Here is a 22,181-nt window from a genome sequence, read left to right on the forward strand (position 1 = left end):
TTAATATAATTGTATAAACATAGTGTTATAATCACCTCTATCCAAAGAGGGAATTATATAAAAAACTCTTCATACTTTTGTAGGATAAATCTCATCAAAAACAATAAAAAGTTCATTCCCGTATACCTAGGAATGAACTCCCCATCTTAAAAATTGTACTTATCAATATTATCTTTTGTAAACACAACTCGTTCCGGCAGTACGATAATTCCATTTCCATCTGCTTCGTAGTCATAACCTTGAATAGAATTCGGCTCTACTTTTACTTTACCTATATTCGGAACTTCAAAGCTATCCCCAACCTTTAATTTTTTCCCTTTCACAACGATTTCATTTGCCACATAAGTTGCCAGTGCTCCTTGTTGTTTTACATCCCATAATCCAAATTGCTGAACCGTCCCCCGTTTGACATAATCACGCATTACATTAGGTGTTGAAAACCCAGTAACAACTACCTTTTTATCCATTTTTAAATTTTCAGCAGCTTGCGCCATTGCTGGAAGCGCCGTTGCATCCGGACAAATTACCGCATTGATATCTGGATATGTTTTTAAAATACTTTCTCCAACCGATAATGATTTTTGTGCGTTATTTTCTCCGTATTGCGTCGTTACAATTTCCCAGTTCGGATATTTTTCCTTTATAATTTCTTTTGCTTTTGTTACCCATTGGTTTTGATCTGTTACAGTCGGACTCGAATAGAAGAATGCTACTTTTCCTTTATCTCCAATTTGCGATGAAGTCATTTGAATTAATAGATTTGCAAGTTGCTCCGGCGTTCCTTGACTTATATAAAATGAACGATCTTTCGGATTCACATCAGAATCCCACGTTAATACTGTCATTCCCTTTTTCTTTGCTCTCTGTAATGATTGTGAAAGTCCATCAACCGATGTAGATGAAACCATTAACGCATCATAGTTTTGATTAATAAAATTATTTATATATTTCACTTGGCCTGATACACTTGCCTCTGATGGTCCATCATACTTCACTTGCACACCTAACTTATCGCCCATTTCTTTTGCCCCTTCACCACCTGATGTAAAGAAGCCAACCCCTGTTAATTTTGGAATGAATGCAAATTTCACATCATCTGCTTTTTTCTTATCTGCTGTTTTGCTGGAACATGCAATTAAGCCGATGATACAAACGCACATAATAATAATGATCCCCAGTTTTCTTTTCATGACATTTCCCCCTTATGCAATTCCCTTCTTTTCCACATAGTGAGTTGCTGTAATTTGAAATGCCTAATAATAACAGAGAGGATAAGTATGATACCAATAACAACATTTGACTGTTCGTTCGTTAAACCAGTCATTTGTAAACCGTACTGCATCATGCCAATAAATATACTTGCTAGTACTGTTCCGAGAATGCTCCCTTTTCCTCCAGTGATGAGTGTCCCGCCTAATACAACCGCCGTAATAACTGGCAGAATGGTCTCGCTTCCAATATCAGCTCGAGCTGATCCGAAATACGCGGTTAAAAAAGCTCCTCCTAATCCACCTCCTAACCCAGAAAGAATATATGCGAGAATGACTGCCTTTTTTGTGCGAATTCCAGAATATTTAGCAGCTTTTTCGTTCGTACCAGTCAGCATGACATAACGACCATACTTCGTTCGATGGAGTAAGATCGTAAATAGCACGGTCAAAAACAAAAGCAGCCATAATAAGTTAGGAATTCCTATAAAACTCCCATTTGCAAGTTGTACGTAGGAATCTGGTAAACCACTTATCCCTTCATATCCACTGGCATTTGATCCACCCGAGATAACAAGAGCAATTCCTGCATATAAAAACATCGTTCCAAGTGTAACAACAAGAGGTTCTACATCTGTCGTTTTAATAATCAGCCCGTTGATACAACCTGCTAGACAACTAATAAATAAAGCAATAATCACAGCTAACATAACTGGAATTCCATTCATCCAGAGTACACCAATAAGGATTGAGGTAAGCCCCATGACTGATCCGACAGATACATCAATTCCACCTGTTACAATTACAAATGTCATTGGAATTGCGGCAATCGTAATAAAAACGAAGTCATTCATACTGAAAAGTAAATTACTAACATGAAAAAAATCACTGTTAAATAAACCAAAGAGAATAAACTCTATAATAAGTAATACAACAAGAATTCCTTCCCATCTTAAAAATCCACGTGTATACTTCATAAATTCATCCTTCTTTCTTCTAAGCGGTGCTTTTCTTGCCATTTTTTCAAAATACTATCTACTATGATAATGAGCAAAAGTAAAGAGCCAGAGATAGTACTATTCCAAAAAGCAGGTATTTTTAAAAAGACTAGTGAACTACTTATAACTTCTAAAAAAATAGCCCCTAGTGCTGCTCCAAATATAGAACCTGTTCCACCTTTTAGATGAATTCCACCTAGAACAGCGGCAGCAATTACTTGCAACTCAATTCCTGTACCAGTTTGATTTGGTACAAATCCGATATTCATAACAAATATGCATCCTGCAACCCCTGCGCTTATTCCCGAAATAATAAATGCATATATTTTCACCTTATCTACCGGTATTCCGATGAGACGTGCTCCATCCTCGTTATCTCCAGCAGCATAAAAATATCTTCCAAAAGGCGCTTTTGTTAAAAAGATATATAATAATAGTAAAATAGCTAGAACGATCGATACTGTAACAGGAAGACCTAGTATCATGATAGAAGACATTTGTTTATAAGAATTAGGAATATCTTCAATCCATTTGCCACCTGTATAGATTAACATCGTTCCTCTAATAACTCCTAACATTCCTAATGTCATAATAATTGCCGGTACACCAAACTTTGCAACCCCTATTCCATTTATCAAACCAACGATAGCCCCAAGCAAGATTGCAGCAATGATTGAAATGAGAATACTATTACCATTTGTCAAAAACATTCCACAAATTGCTGCGCTTAACCCCATAATAGATCCGACTGAAACATCGATATTTTTCGTAAATAATACGAACGATTGACCAATAGCTAGTATGACTAAAATAAGACTTGATTTCATCATTAAAGAAAGCGAGCTAAATTGAACAAAACTAGGATTTATCATTCCTACGAAGGCTATGTAAATAAGTAATAAAATGATAATAGAAGTTTCATGCATTTTAAATATATTTGGAAAGCGTTTCATTCCGTTACACCTTCCCTTCCCCCATATGCGAGACGTGTAACTTCATTTATACAAACTTCTCCTTTCTCTAAGTGAGAAACAACCTTCCCATTTCTCATCACATATACTCTGTTCGCCAATTGAATAATTTCTTCTACATCTGAAGAAATAAGTATAATTGCAAGTCCTGATTGTTTTAAACTTTGAATTACCTCATACACTTCTAACCTTGCTTTCGCATCAATCCCGCGCGTTGGTTCATCTAAAATAATTAATTTCGGGTTACAAGCAAGATATTTTGCTAATACAACTTTTTGCTGGTTTCCTCCCGATAAAGATGTCATTTTTTCATTTATATGGGCAGCAACGATCCGAAACTTATTCATATACGATTCCGTTAAAGCGCTTTCTTTTTTGTGGTTTAAGAAAAAATTGCTCATTCGCTGTAAAGAAGCTGCCGTTACATTCTCTTTAATAGACGCAATTGAAAAGATACCATTCCCCGCTCTATCTTCTGGAACATATACCATCCCTTTATCTAACCTTTCATTCGTTGAACATTTTGCAATTGACTCCCCTGCTAATGAAATTGTTCCAGACAGCATTGTTCTTAATCCACATAGTACTTCTGCTAATTCCGTTCTCCCCGCCCCAACCATACCAGCAATTCCTACAATCTCCCCAGCATGTACAGTTAGTGATATATCCTGAAATGCATAGCTCGACAAATTTGTTACCTCTAATATTTGTTGAGAAAGTTTCATAGTTTCTTTTGTGTCCACTTTCTTCTCCTCTTGCTTATAACCTTTTGGCAATAACCCCTCCATTAGCATGTCATATGTGTAGTCTGATACCTCACCTTGACTTACTATCATTCCATCACGTAAAATAGCGACCTTATTAGCAATCTCAAAAATTTCTGGGAAACGGTGTGTAATATAAATCATACCGATTCCTTTTTCCTTTAAATTTCTCAGCAGCACAAAAAGACTCTTTATTTCATGAGTTGTTAATGTCGATGTTGGCTCATCTAAAATAAGAATCTCGGCTTCTCTTATTAATCCCCTTAATATTTCTACTAATTGTTGCTGCGCAATAGATAATGAACTCCCTATTGCACTTAGCTCTATATTCCATCCCAAACTTTTTATCAAGTCTTTTACTTTTGTACGAAGTTCTTTTTTCTTTGCTTTTATGCCGATACATATATTTTCCTCAATTGTCATATGAGGAAAAATTAACGGTTCTTGTGGAATTAAATAAATACCATTTGCATGTGCTTCTGCTGGATTAGAAAAGCTTTGCACCATTCGTTTTACATATATCTCCCCAGTATCATAAGAGTATAGACCAGTTAATATTTTCATCAGTGTTGATTTCCCAGCGCCATTTCCTCCTACTAGAGCGTACACATCTCCGCGTTGTAATTCTAAAGTAACCTCTTTTAATACATGTTGGTCTGAAAATGATTTACTAATTTGTTTCACCTCTAATAAGGGCACGTTCTCCACATCTTGTCATCCTCCTTTATGTGGAACAATTTTTGAGAAAATGATTTTTTGTTCTACTTGTTTTGTAGCATTGTATATCTCTTTTTTCATATCTAGAACACATTTTTTCTTGAAATCCCTGCTTGCGTCTAGCGGTATAATCTCAAAATGAAATACATATGTTTAAGCATCGGTCAATTGTTGAAAGGGATGAAGGGGATGTCACAGCTAAACTTTGAAGAAAATTTGTTAACAAAAGTTGCTTGGTATTACTATAAAGATCACCTAACGCAGCAAGAGATCGCCTCCTTGCTTCACATTTCACGAAATAAAGTCGTTCGTTTATTAGATAAAGCACGCACCGAAGGCATTGTTACATTTCATGTAAAAGGCACCGGCTTACATTGTTTGAGTATTGAACGTGAACTCATTCGGACGTTTCATTTAAAAGACGCTTTCATTATCCCTACACCGGTGGAGAGTCCTACCTACTCTTTAGGAAAAGCTGCCGCACAGTATTTAGAAACTCATCTACAACAAGGAGATTTACTTGGGATTGGCTGGGGAGAAACAATATCAAAAATGCTAGAAAACATTCATTTTGAACCATCTATGCAACTTTCAATTGTTACCCTTACAGGCGGTGTAAATCACTATCTTCCTAGGAAACAAAATTATTTAAATCACATGCAAGGAGAACTGCATATCATTCCTACTCCATTTTTAGCATCTACCGATGAAATGGCGCAAAGTATCCTTTCGGAACCGTCCGTTAAAGATATGCTGCATGTCGCTTCGCTTGCTAATACAGCAGTAGTCGGTATTGGTGGTTTATCTCAAGATGCAACGATTTTAAAAGAAGATAAAATAACGCTTCGCGAAATGACCTATATACGTAGTCAAAATGGTGCCGGAGATATTCTCGGACAATTTTATAATGCATATGGAGAATTGCTTGAGCTCCCTCACCATGCTCGACTAATCGGTACACCTCTTTCCATTCTTCAAAAAATGAAACATGTAGTTGGTGTAGCTGGCGGCGAAGAAAAATTAGATGCCATTTATGGAGCTGTAAAAGGGAAATTCATTCATACATTAATTACCGATGAAGAAACCGCCCTCTCTCTATTAAGAAAGGAAGGTGAATCATAATGTATACCCTATTAGCTTACGATGCAGGTACTGGTAGTATCCGGGCTGTCCTTTTTGATTTAGAAGGAAATCAGCTTGCGGTGAGCCAAAAAGAATGGATTCATAAAGCGGACCCTCGTTATCCTGGTTCTATGAATTTCGATGTGGTAGAGAATTGGAAACTCGTTCAAGAATGTACAAAAGATGTACTTCAAAAAAGCAATACAAACCCTTCCTCTATTAAAGCGATTAGTGCCACAAGTATGCGGGAAGGTTTTGTTTTATACGATAAAGAGGGCCGTGAGATATGGGCATGCGCGAATGTTGATGGTCGTGCTTCTCATGAAGTAAGTGAGTTAAAACAAATCCGTCCCCTTCTTGAGGAGGATTTATACGCAAAATCAGGGCAAACCTTTTCTTTAGGTGCTTTGCCTAGATTGCTTTGGATTAAAAAGCATCAACCTGATATATACGATAAAATCCACTCCTTTACAATGTTGAACGATTGGATTCTTTATAAATTGAGTGGTGTACTGCAAATAGATCCTTCAAATGGATGTACATCTGGTATTTTTGATTTACAAAATAGAACTTGGAATAATTCGATTGCCGAGCAATGTGGTCTAGCTTTATCATTTTCTCCAACTGTAAATGAAGCCGGTACTGTCATTGGTAGTGTCACAAAACAAAGTGCAGAGTTAACAGGGTTACATACAGGGACATTGGTCGTTGCTGGTGGCGGTGATGCTCAGATGGCTTCACTCGGTTCGGGAGTCGTAAAGCCTGACCAAACCTTTATTTGCGGGGGAAGCTTTTGGCAACAAGAAGTAAATATAACAAATCCAAAAACGGATCCAAATGCTCGTATTCGTGTGAATTGCCACGTGATTCCAAAACTTTGGCAATATGAAACGATCGCGTTTTTCCCAGGTCTCGTTATGCGATGGTTTCGAGATGCCTTTTGTCAGGAAGAAAAACGACTTGCAGATGAACTTGGTGTGGATGCTTATGAATTATTAGAGGAACAAGCAAAGCATGTACCGATCGGATCATACGGTATTATGCCGATTTTTTCAAATGTTATGAATTATATATCTTGGCGTCATGCTGCCCCTTCCTTTATTAATTTAAGCCTAGATGCTGATAAATGCGGGAAGAAAGAATTGTTCCGTGCAATTGAAGAAAATGCTGCATTTGTAACACTTGGTAATTTAAAGTTAATACAATCATTAACCGGAAAATTCCCTTCTGAAGTGATATTTGCGGGCGGCGCTGCAAAAGGAAAACTATGGCCGCAAATCGTTGCGGATGTTCTTGGAATTCCTGTCAAAGTACCAGTTGTCAAAGAAGCAGCTGCTTTAGGAACAGCAATTGCAGCAGGAATTGGCGCCGGAATATACGACTCTATGGAAACAATCGCTCAAGAATTTGTAAAGTGGGAAAGCACATATGAACCGAATGCTGAACATCACAAGCTATATCAACAATTCTATCAAACATGGAAATCTGTTTATGAAAAACAACTCCCATTAGCAGATGAAGAACTAACATCACATATGTGGATCGCACCAGGTGCATTGTAATCCATTACATAAAGGAGTGAACAATATGCTTAAAGTGAATGAAGAGGATTTCTCCTATCGCTTTGGTAACCATGGCCCTAAATATTTATTGAAAGGCCCTAACATTGACCTTGGGATTGTAGTCATTCAGCCTGGGCAAGAATTTCAAAATCATTATCATACAACTTGTGAAGAGATTTTTTATGCCCTTGAAGGCGAAATTGATTTCTATATTGATAACGAAAGAGTTCCAGTAAAACAGGGTGACGTCTTACAAGTTCGTCCTCACGAATCTCACTATCTCATTAACCACTCAAATCAAATCTTTAAAGCTGTTTTTATTAAATCACCACATTTACAAGAAAAAGATACGGTGCAAACCGAAAATCCAAAATTAACGAAGGAGTGACTTATAATGACTTGGGGATTTCAAAATCGATTAAACACAATTCTACCTGATGGAAAAGCTGTTATGTTGGCAATTGATCACGGTTACTTTTTAGGGCCGATTCATGGATTAGAGCAACCATTAGAAACAGTGAAACATTTACTTTCCTATACAGATTCTCTCTTTTTAACAAGGGGCGTACTCAATTCCTGTATTCCTGAAGACTGCAAAACACCGATGGTAATGCGTGTTTCAGGTGGAGCAACTGTAGTCGGTAAAGATTTAGCAAACGAGACCATTGTTACCCCAATCAAAGAAGCGTTGCGGCAAAATGTAGTCGGAGTCGGCGTATCTGTTTTTGTCGGTTCGGAATACGAAACACAAACCGTTACGAATTTAGCTAATGTTGTTTCTGAAGCTCATGATTACGGTTTACCTGTCCTTGGTATTACAGCCGTAGCAAAAGAACTACAAAAACGAGAAGCTCGCTTCCTAGCACTCGCATCACGTGTATGTGTTGAAATGGGTGCTGACATTGTTAAAACATATTACTGTGAAGGATTTGAAAAAATCACAAGTACTTGCCCTGCTCCAGTCGTCATCGCAGGAGGGCCAAAATTAGATTCGATTGAAGATGCATTAACCATTACGTATCAAGCATTGCAAGAAGGTGCAATTGGGGTTGATATGGGACGTAATATTTGGCAGTCTGAACATCCAGCTGCGATGATTCAAGCGATTCATGGCATCGTCAAAAATGGCTTGAATGTGAAAGAAGGACTAGAATTATATGACGAGATGAAAAATTGAATCAGATGATTAAATAATGTATTTTCACTTTAAAAAAGAACCCTCTTTATAAGAGGATTCTTTTTTAATGATTAAATCTAAGTATCACTTCTGAAAAATATGTTTTATTTTTTCACCTGGAACATTACTCCCCCCTCTTCCTTTCACATCTTCAATCATCATTGTAACAATCATATTCGGTGCATTTGCATCGAAAGCTGCAAACCATCCGAGTTCCTTTCCATCTGCTTCTTTTGATTCTTTTAGTTCTACTGTACCTGTTTTACCAGCAAGAGTCATGTCATCAATCTTGGCAATTCTCCCGGCACCATCGGAATCATTAATTACTTTTATTAACGCACTTTTTAATATTCTTTGACTTTCTTTAGAAATCACATTCTCTTTCCAATTCTTCACTTCTTTTTGTATCAGGTGTGGAGATGGAATATTCCCTTCATTTACAATCGGTGCATATGTTAAAGCTAAATGAAGAGGTGTCATTAATACTTGTCCTTGACCGTATCCTGTATCTGCCAGTTGAATATCGTTTTTAATCCCATCTTTTGCAATGATTGAAATTGGAAATTCGTATTCGATTGGCAACTTTTCATGAAACCCGAACTTCTTAAGCATACTTACATACTGATCTTTTCCTATTTTTAAAGCTTGCTTTGCAAAATAAATATTGTCAGAGTACTTCATTGCCTTATCGAAATCAATTGGACTAGCATCTTTTACACGTGTTACATAATAATTCCCCCATGATGAATCTTTTGTCCACTTTAACCCTTCAATTTTAAACTCTTCCGTTGGATTTATAACGTTTGCTTCCAAACCGATTGCCCCTGTAATTGTTTTAAATACAGATCCTGGTACAACTGCCTGTGTGAAACGGTTTATCATTGGATTTTTCAAATCATTATTCCATGCTTCACGTTGTGCTTTTGATGCTCCTCTAACTATTATATTGGGATTATAAGCAGGACTACTTACAAGTGCAATGGTTTCACCCGTTTTTGGATTAATCGCTGCACTAGATCCTGCTTCATTTTTCATTTCATTATAGATTTTTTCTTGAATGGAGGCATCGATTGTTAATGTAACATTCTCTCCATCTCTTGCTTCTTTTTTTGCTAAGTTTCTAATCTCTTTTCCGTTCTCATCTTCCATAAATACGCGTCCACCCTTTTCACCGCGCAATTTATTTTCTAACACTTTCTCTAACCCTGTCTTACCTACTAAATCATCCGTTTGATATCCTTGTTTCTGAAGCGATTTTAACTCCTCTGCATTTACTTTTCCTATATATCCCGTTAAGTGTGCTGCCGCTTCTCCTAATGGATATGTACGAACTTTTACCGGACGAGACGAAACACCTTCCAGCGAAATATAATCACTTTGTGTTCGTCCTTCTGGTAAAATACCAATTGGTACATAGGAATCTGGTTTAATCCATTTTGCTGTAAGTTTCTGGTCAACTTCTTCGACAGACATATTAAGTAATTGCGCTATTGTTTCTTTCGTTTGTGTTGCAGTATCTCCTAATTTTTCTGGAATAATTCCAACCTCAGTTGCCTTTCCATTCATTACAAGTCCTTTTCCATTTCGATCATATATTTCACCGCGTTTTCCTTGCTCTGTCTGCAGACGGACTTTATAATTTTTTTTCATCCCTGGAATGATAAAGTCTGGGGTCCAATTTATTTTCCAAGATTTCTTATCTCCATCTTTTTCTTGCACAAGTTTTGCTTCATGTGAGAAAGAGATTTCTCCTCCTGCTGTATCCATACTTACAGTAAATAAAATGACCTTATTTTCCGTTTTATCTTTAATTACTTCCTTTCTTTTAACTTTTAAATTCTCAACTCCAATACCTTCGTAAATTTTTTCATTTTTCTCTGTAAATTCTTTTTTTGAAATGGATTCCTTTGCATGTTCTGACAATTGATCATACATATCTGCAAATTTTTTGTCATTCCATAATTTGATATATGTTTCAAATGCTTGTTCTGAAGTTTCGCCTTTATTGCATCCTACCAATATAAATGTGAAACAAAAGAAAAGTAGTATCCATATTTTTTTCAATTTAAACTTCTCCTTTAAATAAATCAAAATAGCTTAAATAATTCTTGTCATTCGTTTTACATTAGTAACTTGCTATAAATAGTGTACATCCGCTCGTTTTCTACTGATTCATGTGATCCTGAGATTTAATAATGTTCTATGTCTTGGTAAAAATCATGTGGAATAATAACTGTATTAGCTACTATTCCACAAAATTGCTTCCATTCTTTTATTCAAAAAGCCTCTTATATAGCCCATAATAACCGGGTTTTTACGGGCATTTGATCCTCACCTAACTTCTTTACTTTCGCCGAATTTTGAGGTGAGAGTCTTACTGCCTGCAAACAAGATATCTTGGAACCTAGTAATCATTGCCCTCCCTATAGAGAGTTAAATTTCACTGTTATTGATTAGAATTCGCTATATTAGTAGCTTCACCATTCATACGTTGTTTTTTCAAGTCAAAGTATATATCTAATATATCCTTTCCAATTAATGAATTAATACCACTTTTATCATTGTGAACCCAAGGGACTACTACAGAAAATGCTATTTCAGGATTATCGTATGGAGCATATCCAACTAATGTTAAATTGTAACACTCAATACGTTCTCCCTTCTCGTTCCTTCCAATTTTACTTTCTCCTCCATATACTGTCTGCGCTGTTCCTGTTTTCCCAGCTGGTTTATACGGAGCGTTTCGGAAATATTTAACACCGGTTCCATCGCCTTCTTGAAATACCCATCTAAACCCTTCTTTTACTCGATCAATATATTCCGATTTCACATCCACTCGATTTAACACAACAGGTTCCATAGATTGCACAACTTTCCCAATTTCTTCTTTTTTACTTGTTTGTTCTCGAATCTCTTGGACAATTTGAGGCTGCATTCGGTATCCATCATTTGCAATGGTTGAAATATATTGTGCCAATTGTAGTGGTGTATACGTATCATACTGTCCAATAGAAAAATCTAATAAAAAACCAGGTTGACTATCTTTCTGCCTTGTTTGTCCAGTTATTTCATTCGGTAAATTAATTCCTGTTGGGACGCCTAAACCAAATTGTTTAAAATAATAACGCATTGTGTCAAATGCTGCTTGTTTAATATCCAATGAACTATTTGGTACATAATTCACTCCAGCTATTTGTAACGCGGTATGAAACATGTATACATTTGATGATACTTGTAAAGCCCTTAAATCATTAATATTTCCAAATCCGGATACATTCCATGATTTTTTAACTCTCGTACCTTTAAACTTCATAGGTGTGTCATAAAATTGAGTCCCTGGTTGTATAGCTCCGGTTTCGTATCCAGTTAATAAAGTAGCCCCTTTTACAGCTGATCCTAACTCATAAGAAGTTACCATGTTGCCTAATGCAAAATCTTCTACTTCTGCTTTCCCATCTTTTTCTACCAATCTCTTACCAGCCATAGATAATAGTTGTCCGGTTTTCGGATCCATCATGACAACAAAAGCACGATCCATTAATGGTTCAGAACTCTTAAAAGCTTTTAAATTTTTTTCTATACTTTCTTCTACTTTTTTTTGTAACTCCATATCAATTGTTAAAGTTAAATTGTTACCACTTTTTCCTTTAGAGACTGTTTCCGTTTGAATAACATTTCCTGCTTTATCAATATTATTTTTAACTTCTTTTTTTGTTCCATGTAATACATCTTCATATCGTTGTTCAATATAACTTTTCCCTACGCGATCGTTCCGATTATATCCGCGGACCAAATAAGAATCTAAATGTTCTTTTGGCAATCCTTCTTCAGCACTTGTTATATTACCTAATACCGAACGAAATAAATCACCATTTACATAGTTTCGTTCCCAATCAACTGTCGCATCTATCCCTGGAAATTTTGCTAAATTTTCACTTATCCTCGTATACTCTTGCTCTGTCACATCTTTTTTAATAATTTGTGGTGTCATTTGATAACCAGAACTCATTTTACTTTTAATAACTAATACTTTTAACTCTTGTGGCGTGAGCTCTGTTAATTCTTCTTCTGTAATGCGCTTTCGTCTTAACTCTTCGATTCTCTTGTCTAACTCCTTCCCTTCTACACCCCTTTCTCTAAATTTTTCCTCGTCTTGCTTCGTGATTTTTGCTTCGGCACGCTTCTTATTTAATTGCATCCAAAAATCTTTTTTATCTACTTCAGTTAATTTATTTATTTCTTCTTCTGATATTTCAATTATATTCGCAATATCTTTAGCTGTTTTTAAAATGTCTTCAGAGCTTACTCCCTTCAATCTTGTATACGTAATCGTACGAAGCGCTCTATTATCAACAACCGGTTTCCCTTCTCGATCATAAATTTTCCCACGTGGAACTGGAATACTCGTTGTTGCGTTTTCATTTTTTTTCACTTGATTTTTATAAGTCTCTCCGTCAACAATTTGTACTTTTCCTAGCTGAAAAATGATAGCCGAAAACAGTATAAATACGCAAAAAAATAGGATGTTTAACCGGATAGATATCGATGTCTTCTGCTTCTTTCCTGTCTGCTTTTTCATATATCCTCCATACTTTATTTTAATGAATTTCGTTCAGATTACAGTTTTATATGCAAATTTGCTCATACGTTATCCACTCTTTATACAAAAAAACTAAAAGGTAGGGCTTCACTCAATTAATGGAATAAAGATGGAATCGTTCCTCTATTTACATAAAGTGAAACTTCCATCAGTGGGGTCTTTCTTCATCTCTCACTGATGGTTAGCCCTCACCTATCTTCCTCATTTTTCTCTGACTCTTAAAGCGGGGGCTTACTACCCGTTAATGCGCGACAAAGAATAAGAGAAACTGCATTCAATCAGAAGCAGTTTCCCTTATTCTTTTATTAATATATCTAAAACAAAAATTAGAATGTTCCTCTATATTACGTGGCCGTCATACCATATTAATTTTCATTATTTTTTAACAAGTTCAATGTATGAATAAATAAACGATTATCTCCGGGATCTCCATGTCCTGGTACAATCATATTTATATTATTGTATTTCTTTTCTACTTTTTTAATTGCCTTTGACCAATTAGATACATATGAACCTGGAGTCTGTACAATCTCTTGTGTATCTAATGATTTTATTAAACATCCTCCAAATAGGATTTTATACTTTGGTAACCACACTGTAATGTTATCTTGTGTATGCCCTTTTCCTGGATAAAATGTTTCCACGTTTATATCACCAAATCGCATATTATCGCGTTTCTTCAAGTCACCAAGAGGTCTATCAAAACCTTGTTTCTCTGCTAAATCAGCAGTTAAAGCCGTACTGTGTACCTTGACACCTTTTTTAATCAGCGTTTTAATTCCTCCTATACGATCGTCATGAGCATGAGTCACAATTGCTTCTGTGACCTCTTTTGTAGGAAATTGTTTTTTTAGTATTTGAAGCAGTTGATCTGTAAGAGCATCATTCCAAGGTGTATCAATCAGTACCAATCCTTTAGATGTTTCAAGAATTAAACCATTTGCAGGAATACGTGCTTCATTTACCACTCCAATACTCGTATGCATCCATACCTTTGGATGCAACTGTGAAATAGATACATCTTTCTCTTGATCTTTATTTTTTATTTGCTCTACTTTTTCAGCAGCCTGTACTGGAAATATCGAACTAACAAATTGGCTAAACCCCAATATACTTGTACATAAACCTACTTTTAATATCATTTTCTTTTTCACTATCATTGCTCCTTTCTTAGCAGCTTCTTTCTCTAAAAGTGCTATTACACTTAATAGACAATCCACATGATAAATTTGTTCCCACATTTACAAAAAAAATAATAAATTTTAATATAGAATAGAATCTGGGTAAGGGAGGATTTTATGTTACATAAAAAATCGAAGAGGTGGATAATTTTAGCGATTTTTTTCATTTTAGGAGTTGTTTTGACGTTTTTATTCACAACAAGGTTTATTTCGTTTACTATCACAACTTCTGCAGCTGAAAGAGGAAAAATTATTGACCAAAATGGAGTCATACTAGCCACAAATAAAAAAATAAAGTCTTCGTATTACGTCTATAATAATGGTTGTCCAACCAATCAAGAAGTGGCGAAGATATCAAGTTTTCTAAATCAGTTTTCATCCAAGTTTAACCGTAAAATTTCAGTAGATGACATACATTCACAATTACAAAAATCTTGTAAACATCATGATAAAAATAAAATACAATTACATACAAACTTAAATGATAAAGAGGCCGCATTTATAAACGAAAATAATTCCCAAAATGTAATAGTAAAAAATGAAGTGGTACGTGTTTATCCACATCATGAAATTGCTTCACAAGTAATTGGGTATGTTGACTATGAAAAAAACAATTCGGATTCTAATTATGTTCCTGTTGGGAAAAACGGAATTGAACTTCAATATGAAAATGATTTAAAAGGGAAACCAGGAAAAACTCTCACTTTTAAATTGAAAAATAAAAAGTTCTTATGGAACATACAAAGTCCTCAAAGAGGAAAAGATATTCAGCTAGCACTAGACTATAAACTTCAGCAAAAAACAGAAGAAGCACTAAGATCCCAAATTCAGAAAACCCCTGATGCTACTGCTGGTTATGCTGTCGTGATAGATGTTAAAACAGGAAAAATATTAACTATGGTTAACTCGCCAGTTTTTGATCCAAATATGTTCAATACACCTTTATCATCGTCTGAAAAAGAAAATGTCAAATTACTTGCTCAAAATAAAACAATCCAAAAATTAAAGTATGGTGATTCCTATGTAAATATGGCATCAACTATAAAACCGCTTACTATATTAATTGGGTTAAACGAAAAGCTTTTTCAGCCTGAAGATACATATTTAGATAAAGGGCGTTTTCAGTATAATAATCAAAATAACATCACCAATGCTGCTGGAACTCCAACTGGTGAAATTACACCGAGTCAAGCTATCATTAATTCATCAAATACATTTATGACAGCAAAAGTAGCAATTCCATTATTCAATAAAAATAATGGGAATTTAGAAAAAGTAGCAACCTTGTGGACAAACTATTTAAAACAATTCGGCCTTCGCTCCAAAACAGGGATTGATTTACCCTTTGAAGAAGAAGGACAATATAAGTTGCATGCATCTAGTAAGTTTGAGAGTGGAATTTCTGCTTTATTGAATGCTTCTTGGGGCGCAAATGAAGTGCACACTCCTCTCCAACTTGCTCAATATGCAGCTGCTCTTGCAAACAAAGGAGACAAATACAAACCTCAAATGGTGCATGCAATTACGGAAAACGATGATAAAAGAACAAAAGAATTTAAACCCATTTTAGAAAGTTCTAATCATTATCCTTCAAGTTCTTGGGATGTCTTACAAAGTGGAATGAGTCAAAATATACAAGAAATTAAAAACTTGCCCTTTGACGTTGCTGGTAAAACTGGAATTACAGGTTCGCCAAACGAACAAGAAAAAGTTATCAATCATTCTCTATTTATTTCATATGCTCCTACTCAAAATCCGCATATTGCTATTTCTGTTATTATTCCTGGTGGTAATTCTGAAACAAATAGTGCAGCCCTTGTTGCAGCGGAAATTTTAAAGGCTTGGGATACTCTCCAAAAAGAGAATAAAAAATAAAGAGAAAGGTTCAATAAAGTGAACCTTTCTCTTTTACCATATAGAATCTATACTCTTTATTTTCCACATGCCATCATTTTGTTTCTCAAAAATGAAAGAATACTGAATATCTATTGAAACATGATCTTCTTTTACATAGCCAGTATAACCATTCATTGTAGTTATTTTTATATATCCATCATTCTTCACCTTCTCCGGAATCCATGCTTTTACAGTTTCGTTAGATACCCGATATAAAACACGTGAATCAGGTTTGGGTTGAGTTAAAATTTTTGTTTCTTCACCAACAACAGTAGCATATAAAAAGCGTTCCTGCTTCTTTTGGTTACTTTCTGCCAATCCACTAGGTATTTTATATACTGTTTTCGTATCATTCACAAATTCTCCTCCCATTGCAAGAGCTACTTGTAAATCATGAAAAATACTATCATCAAACTTCCATTCATTTTCACTATACTGTTTTCCCTTAAAAACAAATTCTTCATCCAGTACTCTATATAAATCGTTCTTATTTTTTAAGCTCGTGTTTTGATTTAATTCATCCATAAATTGTTTTAATGATTGATCTTGATTAGATTCATCTTTCATCTTCACTTCAATTTGAGTGCTACTTTGCACTGGTGGTTCATTTTTGCCCGGCCAGAATTGTTGAAAGTTAAACAGCACAGCCGTAAAAACTAGAACAACCGCAGCAGTGAATACCTTTATACGAAATGGCCGTCTAATTTTCGGACCATCTTCCTTCCTATTTTGGTATATAGATTTTTTTATTTTATAAATAAATTCCTCTTCGTCTTGAGGCTGTTTCACTGGCCCACTTTTTAATTCTTTATACCAATCCGGCTTTCTATCATTGTTCATAATTCATCCTCCGATAATATTTTTGAAACTCGTGCACGAGCGCGATGTAGCCTAGATTTCACAGTTCCAATAGACACGCCTAATGTTTCAGCAATTTCATCATAAGATAATTCATATTTTGCATCTAGTATTAATACTTCACGATGTTTTTGTGGCAATTTTAATACAATGTCCCAAACTTCATTCATAGTTTCTTTTTCTAAAAATTGTTTTTCTGCTGACGGATATTCCTTATCATTTCGAAAGAAACTTACTAAAGAAATCCGCTTAAAATAGGAGGACTTCAAATAATTTAAAGCTGTATTCCTTGTAATTTTTAATAACCACGTTTTAACAGACGACTCATTTCGAAATGAATTCCATTTTTTAAATACTTTTATAAACACCTCTTGCGTTATATCATCTGATAAATGGGTATCTTTTGTAATAATAAATGAATAATTCCATACATCTTGCCAATGTTCTCTTATAACATAATCAATTTCATCATGGTTGCAATTTTCAATAACCTTATGTTCCATCTCAACACCTCAAGCTTATTTGCATAAGCATAAACACCTTTCCTCATGTTTTATAATTGACTCCTTTATATAGACAAGATAAAAGTTGCTTTTGTTCCATTTTCTATTAAAAATCATACTGAAGAGTTCTGTCATTAAAATTCCAAGATACTTGTATGCAATCTTATAACATTTGACATACGAATTGTTTCTCTTTTTCAAGTGCTTACATATCCAATTTCTTGTATAGAATCTACCATTGCCATGCAACAGGTTGTATCATTTAGAAATATGTACATTCACCCTATATGTGGATAGAATTATCATTTCATGTCTATTTTGCTTAACGTAACTTTTTAAAAATACTGGTGATACTTATAATCACCAGCAAAATAAAATTGAGTCTCCAAAGGTCTTTTTCTCATGTTGTTTACATGTTTAATATTATTTGTGTTTCTTTAAACATTTACACGTACCAATAAAGTGAAACTTTAATCAGCGGGGGTTTTCTTCATCCCCCACTGATTATTAGCCTTCACGAATCGGGCTTTTACGGGCAGTTGATCCCCACCTATTCTTCCCCGTTTCTCTCTGAACCTTGAGGTGGGGGTCTTACTGCCCGTTAATGCGGAATAAAATAAAAAAGTACACCACTACATATCGTGTGATGTACTCTTTTCATATATTATAGATAAGACATTAATATAAAAAAACTTTATAACACTTCCATGTCTTTTATTTCACAACATTCATTTCCTTTTTTGATTAAGACTGCTGATACGCAGATTTCGATGACTTCACATAATAAACCGCATGCTCTACTTGAATAATATGATCCGGCTTCGGCTTCCCGCGGCTTGCTCTATGTCCTGCTAAGTGCTCTTCACTTGTTTCCCAGTTTTTCCATGCTTCTTCTGATTCCCAGCGAATCATTACAACAACTTCTTCGTCCCCTCTTCTCACCTTTTTAACAAGAACGCTTAAATCGATAAATCCTTCAAATTTTTCAATGATTCCTTCTCCAGTAAAATGTTGAACAACAAGATCCGAAGTACCTTCTTTTACTGTAAATGTTTTTGTTTCGATAAACATAGATCCCACTCCCTTTGTATGTAAATATTTCTAGTATTCTTTTATTATAATTGATTATGATAATTATTTTCAATTAAAATATTTAAGCGGATTTTTTTTGAATCGATTCATCGAGAAATTTGAAGTATGGAAGCATGATTCCAGCGAAAGACGTCACACATATAATTGATCCTATACAAATATACAGCGCCCTTACTCCCCATAGCTCACTCAATACTCCTCCAATTAAAACACCTAGTGGCATCGCACCTCTTATTAAAAATAATCGTACTGAAAAGACTTTTCCCATCATATCATTTGGCACTGTTTGCTGGCATATGGTCGTGTTATAAACATTAAAAAACGCCATACATACGCCCGCTACAACTTCGATAATGACCGCTAAAATGACGCTTTGATTGAGCCCTAAAGAAATATAAGTTGCACCCCCTATTAATAATGCCCCAAGCATAAGGTAACGTCGACTATCATGCTTTACTTTTCCTACTAGCATAGAGCCAATCACATACCCAAGAGGAAAACCTGCCAAAAAATAGCCATACGCCGCGTAACTTGCCGATAGTTCATCTATTATATACGGTAAATTAGTAACCATCGCTACTCCCACTCCAAATTGAACAAATGTGAGAAAAACACCTAACCAAACGATAATCCGCTGTTTGAAATAGTATGTGAACCCTTCAATAGATTGTTTGAACCAACTTTTACGAACTTCTTGAATCACTCTATGCTCCTGTATAAATAGCAGTAAAGTACCGCTTATAAATAGAAATAAGCAGACGAAAAATAAAGTTAGCTTTACTCCTATAAACTCAACAACAACTCCCCCTAATACAGGGGCTAAAAACATCATAAGACGAACCATACCATCTAGATAAGCATTCGCTGTTTGCAATTCTTCTTTAGATACAATTGTCGGTGTAATCGCTTGATTGGCTGGTACATAAAGTGGTGTGATAAGTCCGACTATGATTTGTACAACAAAAACATGCCACGTCTCTACACTTCCAGTACTCATCATCAATAAAGGCAGTAAAAAAGCTAGTCCACGTGTCCACTGAGATACAATCATAATCCATTTCCGGCTCCACTTATCAATGAATGGACCTATGACAAGTTGTAAAAGAAGCGACGGGATAAAGTAAAGGAGCCACATACTCCCTAAAGCCATTTTCGAGCCCGTTAATTGATAAATCAGAATAGAATTACATAACGTACCAAATGCACCGCCTAATTCAGAAATCGCACTACCAATCCACATAAAGAAAAACGATCGATTTTTTAAAATACTTTTCTCCATTTCGCACCAACTTTTCTTTTTATTTCTCCTCCTATTGTGCGTATTCTGGAAAGGTAAAATATTTTTACCTTTTGATGTAAATTAACGATTTAAATAGATTTCCAACTCTTTTGCTATAGCCTCTACTGCTTTCTTTTTCAACACATACTTTGCATCTTGAATTTCAACTAACTTCGCTGATCTTAAAATTTTCAAATGATGATGAATGGTTGATTTTCCAAGATTTAATTGTTCCGTTATCTCCTGCAATGTACGATCTTTTTCAAACAATAATTTTACGATGCGCAATCTTGCTTCATCTCCAAGTGCCTTATGTTTATGAACTAAAAAATAACTTGGCTCATATGGATCTTCTGGATGTATGCTTTCATTAGCGATTGGATAATGAAATATTTTTGTATCCTCTATATCCGCTTCAATGTTCCAAGGCCGATACGTATATTGCGGGATCAGCAAAACATGATGTACACTTGGCTCTGGAAAATATGTAACACCACCTGTTGCCCATTCAACAAACTCTTCTGGCTGCATCTTTTCACTCATTTCACGTTTCATGTCATGGTCTTGTTTTAGTATGCGTGATAACTTTTCTGCTTCAGGTTCAATAACAGCTTCATACCAGCCTGTCATAACGGCGATGAGGTGATCTTTAAGTAACTGTATATTCACTTCACAAATAAAATTGATGTAAGCAGGGAAAAATGGATTGCTACTTGTAATTTCTTGTAATGCTTGCACTGCTTCCCTCTCGCCATTTGCTGCATTCTTTCTCTTTTCTTCATATTTATAGCCGACAAATGGAATGCATATATACTTTAATCCAGATTCTGACAACGAATTGATATACTGAGTAAACTCATATAAATCCTGAAAATCTTCTTGATATAGTAGTTGTAGCAACGCTTTCCATGTATTATGTTTCTCTACGAAATGTAAATGCTCTTGCAATTCTACCGATACGGATTGTCTCATCTCTTCCCATTCACTTCGAGATTTTTCTAACGTATCAATCAGCCTCGTATTCGTAATCGCTGCAATTCCAAGAGCGCATTCGAAAAGTATCGAATACTTGACTTGAACGTCATATGTTTCTCTTTTTCTACTTGTTACATGTAAAACTTCCATTGTATCCCTCCTCATTTTGTTATGTATTAAATTCTATAAACACCGAATTTTACCTTCTATAATTTCGGAACATTAAAAATAAACCGACAAAATAAAATTACATTATCAATTTATGGATATAATTCATGTTATAATATTTTAAAAGTTTCGGAGGGGAACAGGATGAAAGGAACTAAAAAGGAGATACAAGCAAACGACAAAGTGATTCGTTATACACATATAGAAATGGGTTTCAAAACGATTTGCTTTATGTTTTCAGGTTCAGGTTACAATTACGATAAACCATTGTTTTATTATTCGACGATATTAATGCTCCAAAACAAAATCGATGTTGTCCATATTCATTACTCCTACGATAAACAAATGATGGAAAAACCGATTGATGAAATAACAACAATAATGATGGATGATATTCATCCTGTGATTGTAGATGTTTTAAACAATGGGCAATACAACGATTCGATTTTTTTAGGAAAATCACTCGGAACAATTCCAATTGCGAATCACTTAATGAAGAGAGAGGAATTCTTAAAGTCAAAAATAATTTTATTCACCCCTCTCATACATTTCGATTCGATTTTTGACTCAATCTTGAATAGTCATCATGAAGGGCTTTTCGTTATCGGGGATAAAGACCATTATTACAATGCAAATAAAATTGATCAATTAAATAAATCAAGTGTAACAATTCATGTTATCCCAAATGCAAACCACTCCATGAATGTTGGAGAATTTGAAACAGCCCATTCAATTTCAGCTATTTCAAGAGTGATGGAAAAACTCCAACAAACTGTTAGGAATTACTAAAATACATATAAAAAAGGATAGTAATTGTGTCATAGCCATCCAGTAAAAAAATAAACTACCTGCCCAAATTCAGCATAGGGAACAGGTAGTTTATTTTTTTACTTCGATCTACGAAGCTATAATGAAGCGAACTAAAAGTATTACGTTGATTATTGAGAAGGTTAGCTCGTTCATAAAAATAAAAAAGGTATAAATCATACGACACAAAACGTGTAGGGAATTTAAAGATTTGCATACGAAATAAACCATAATGGATTACTGCACAAACAAAAAAAGCCGCATTTGCGACTCATGAACTTATAGAACTAACGCATGCGTTAG

The 22,181-nt window shown here is 35.1% G+C and carries 17 protein-coding genes and 1 pseudogene; 6 read left to right on the forward strand and 12 right to left on the reverse strand.

What is annotated here, in order from left to right:
• Nucleotides 1-146: 146 nt before the first annotated feature.
• The 4 genes from lsrB to AC1M36_RS01320 are packed head-to-tail and all read right to left on the reverse strand — an operon-like array spanning nucleotide 147 to nucleotide 4,649.
• Complete coding sequence (gene lsrB / locus AC1M36_RS01305) at nucleotides 147-1,190, reverse strand: autoinducer 2 ABC transporter substrate-binding protein LsrB (RefSeq protein ID WP_336451336.1); 1,044 nt, start codon at nucleotides 1,188-1,190, stop codon at nucleotides 147-149.
• Nucleotides 1,187-2,185 (reverse strand): ABC transporter permease, encoded by a 999-nt coding sequence (locus tag AC1M36_RS01310; RefSeq protein ID WP_336451337.1) that lies wholly within the window; start codon nucleotides 2,183-2,185, stop codon nucleotides 1,187-1,189. The genes lsrB and AC1M36_RS01310 overlap by 4 nt, the downstream gene beginning before the upstream one ends.
• Complete coding sequence (locus tag AC1M36_RS01315) at nucleotides 2,182-3,159, reverse strand: ABC transporter permease subunit (protein WP_336451338.1); 978 nt, start codon at nucleotides 3,157-3,159, stop codon at nucleotides 2,182-2,184. The genes AC1M36_RS01310 and AC1M36_RS01315 overlap by 4 nt, the downstream gene beginning before the upstream one ends.
• Nucleotides 3,156-4,649, reverse strand: a complete 1,494-nt coding sequence (locus AC1M36_RS01320) for a sugar ABC transporter ATP-binding protein (protein ID WP_336451339.1) — start codon at nucleotides 4,647-4,649, stop codon at nucleotides 3,156-3,158. The genes AC1M36_RS01315 and AC1M36_RS01320 overlap by 4 nt, the downstream gene beginning before the upstream one ends.
• A 180-nt stretch (nucleotides 4,650-4,829) precedes the next feature.
• Between AC1M36_RS01320 and AC1M36_RS01325 the strand changes: the two genes are divergently transcribed.
• From AC1M36_RS01325 to lsrF, 4 genes are read left to right on the forward strand one after another with little or no spacing between them, the layout of a single operon-like run.
• Nucleotides 4,830-5,780 carry a sugar-binding transcriptional regulator gene (locus tag AC1M36_RS01325; RefSeq protein WP_336451410.1) on the forward strand — a complete coding sequence of 317 codons (951 nt, stop codon included), beginning with the start codon at nucleotides 4,830-4,832 and terminating at the stop codon, nucleotides 5,778-5,780.
• Entirely contained in the window at nucleotides 5,780-7,342 is a 1,563-nt protein-coding gene (gene lsrK / locus AC1M36_RS01330; RefSeq protein WP_336451340.1) for an autoinducer-2 kinase, read from the forward strand. Before AC1M36_RS01325 ends, lsrK begins: the two co-directional genes overlap by 1 nt.
• Nucleotides 7,343-7,367: 25 nt before the next feature.
• The gene (locus AC1M36_RS01335; RefSeq protein WP_336451341.1) at nucleotides 7,368-7,730 is read left to right on the forward strand and encodes a cupin domain-containing protein; all 363 of its coding nucleotides are present in this window, start codon (nucleotides 7,368-7,370) and stop codon (nucleotides 7,728-7,730) included.
• Between the two features lie 6 nt (nucleotides 7,731-7,736).
• Nucleotides 7,737-8,519: a 3-hydroxy-5-phosphonooxypentane-2,4-dione thiolase gene (lsrF, locus tag AC1M36_RS01340; protein ID WP_336451342.1), complete on the forward strand. Its 783-nt coding sequence runs from the start codon at nucleotides 7,737-7,739 to the stop codon at nucleotides 8,517-8,519.
• Nucleotides 8,520-8,603: 84 nt separating this feature from the next.
• Here the strand turns inward: lsrF and AC1M36_RS01345 are convergent, their stop codons facing one another.
• From AC1M36_RS01345 to bla, 3 genes are all read right to left on the reverse strand, one after another.
• Nucleotides 8,604-10,583 carry a penicillin-binding transpeptidase domain-containing protein gene (locus AC1M36_RS01345; RefSeq protein ID WP_479845515.1) on the reverse strand — a complete coding sequence of 660 codons (1,980 nt, stop codon included), beginning with the start codon at nucleotides 10,581-10,583 and terminating at the stop codon, nucleotides 8,604-8,606.
• 382 nt (nucleotides 10,584-10,965) lie between these two features.
• Nucleotides 10,966-13,098, reverse strand: coding sequence for a peptidoglycan D,D-transpeptidase FtsI family protein (locus AC1M36_RS01350; RefSeq protein ID WP_336451344.1), 2,133 nt, complete (start codon nucleotides 13,096-13,098; stop codon nucleotides 10,966-10,968).
• Between the two features lie 386 nt (nucleotides 13,099-13,484).
• Nucleotides 13,485-14,261 carry a subclass B1 metallo-beta-lactamase gene (bla, locus tag AC1M36_RS01355; protein WP_479845600.1) on the reverse strand — a complete coding sequence of 259 codons (777 nt, stop codon included), beginning with the start codon at nucleotides 14,259-14,261 and terminating at the stop codon, nucleotides 13,485-13,487.
• A 156-nt stretch (nucleotides 14,262-14,417) separates the two neighbouring features.
• Between bla and AC1M36_RS01360 the strand changes: the two are divergent.
• A pseudogene (locus tag AC1M36_RS01360) lies at nucleotides 14,418-16,197 on the forward strand (peptidoglycan D,D-transpeptidase FtsI family protein).
• Between the two features lie 11 nt (nucleotides 16,198-16,208).
• Here the strand turns inward: AC1M36_RS01360 and AC1M36_RS01365 are convergent.
• The 5 genes from AC1M36_RS01365 to AC1M36_RS01385 form a co-directional block, all read right to left on the reverse strand.
• Nucleotides 16,209-17,036: an SH3 domain-containing protein gene (locus AC1M36_RS01365; RefSeq protein WP_336451347.1), complete on the reverse strand. Its 828-nt coding sequence runs from the start codon at nucleotides 17,034-17,036 to the stop codon at nucleotides 16,209-16,211.
• Nucleotides 17,033-17,557: an RNA polymerase sigma factor gene (locus AC1M36_RS01370; protein WP_336451348.1), complete on the reverse strand. Its 525-nt coding sequence runs from the start codon at nucleotides 17,555-17,557 to the stop codon at nucleotides 17,033-17,035. Before AC1M36_RS01370 ends, AC1M36_RS01365 begins: the two co-directional genes overlap by 4 nt.
• Before the next feature lie 744 nt (nucleotides 17,558-18,301).
• Nucleotides 18,302-18,628 carry an antibiotic biosynthesis monooxygenase family protein gene (locus tag AC1M36_RS01375; protein ID WP_241818558.1) on the reverse strand — a complete coding sequence of 109 codons (327 nt, stop codon included), beginning with the start codon at nucleotides 18,626-18,628 and terminating at the stop codon, nucleotides 18,302-18,304.
• A gap of 82 nt (nucleotides 18,629-18,710) precedes the next feature.
• Nucleotides 18,711-19,988, reverse strand: a complete 1,278-nt coding sequence (locus tag AC1M36_RS01380) for an MFS transporter (protein ID WP_479845601.1) — start codon at nucleotides 19,986-19,988, stop codon at nucleotides 18,711-18,713.
• Between the two features lie 21 nt (nucleotides 19,989-20,009).
• Nucleotides 20,010-21,053, reverse strand: a complete 1,044-nt coding sequence (locus AC1M36_RS01385; RefSeq protein WP_336451350.1) for an ArsR/SmtB family transcription factor — start codon at nucleotides 21,051-21,053, stop codon at nucleotides 20,010-20,012.
• A 162-nt stretch (nucleotides 21,054-21,215) separates the two neighbouring features.
• Here AC1M36_RS01385 and AC1M36_RS01390 point away from each other — a divergent pair, with 162 nt between their 5' ends.
• Nucleotides 21,216-21,860: an alpha/beta family hydrolase gene (locus tag AC1M36_RS01390; protein WP_336451351.1), complete on the forward strand. Its 645-nt coding sequence runs from the start codon at nucleotides 21,216-21,218 to the stop codon at nucleotides 21,858-21,860.
• Nucleotides 21,861-22,181 lie beyond the last annotated feature (321 nt).

The sequence above is a fragment of the Bacillus sp. Medicinal_06 genome (genome assembly GCF_056711665.1).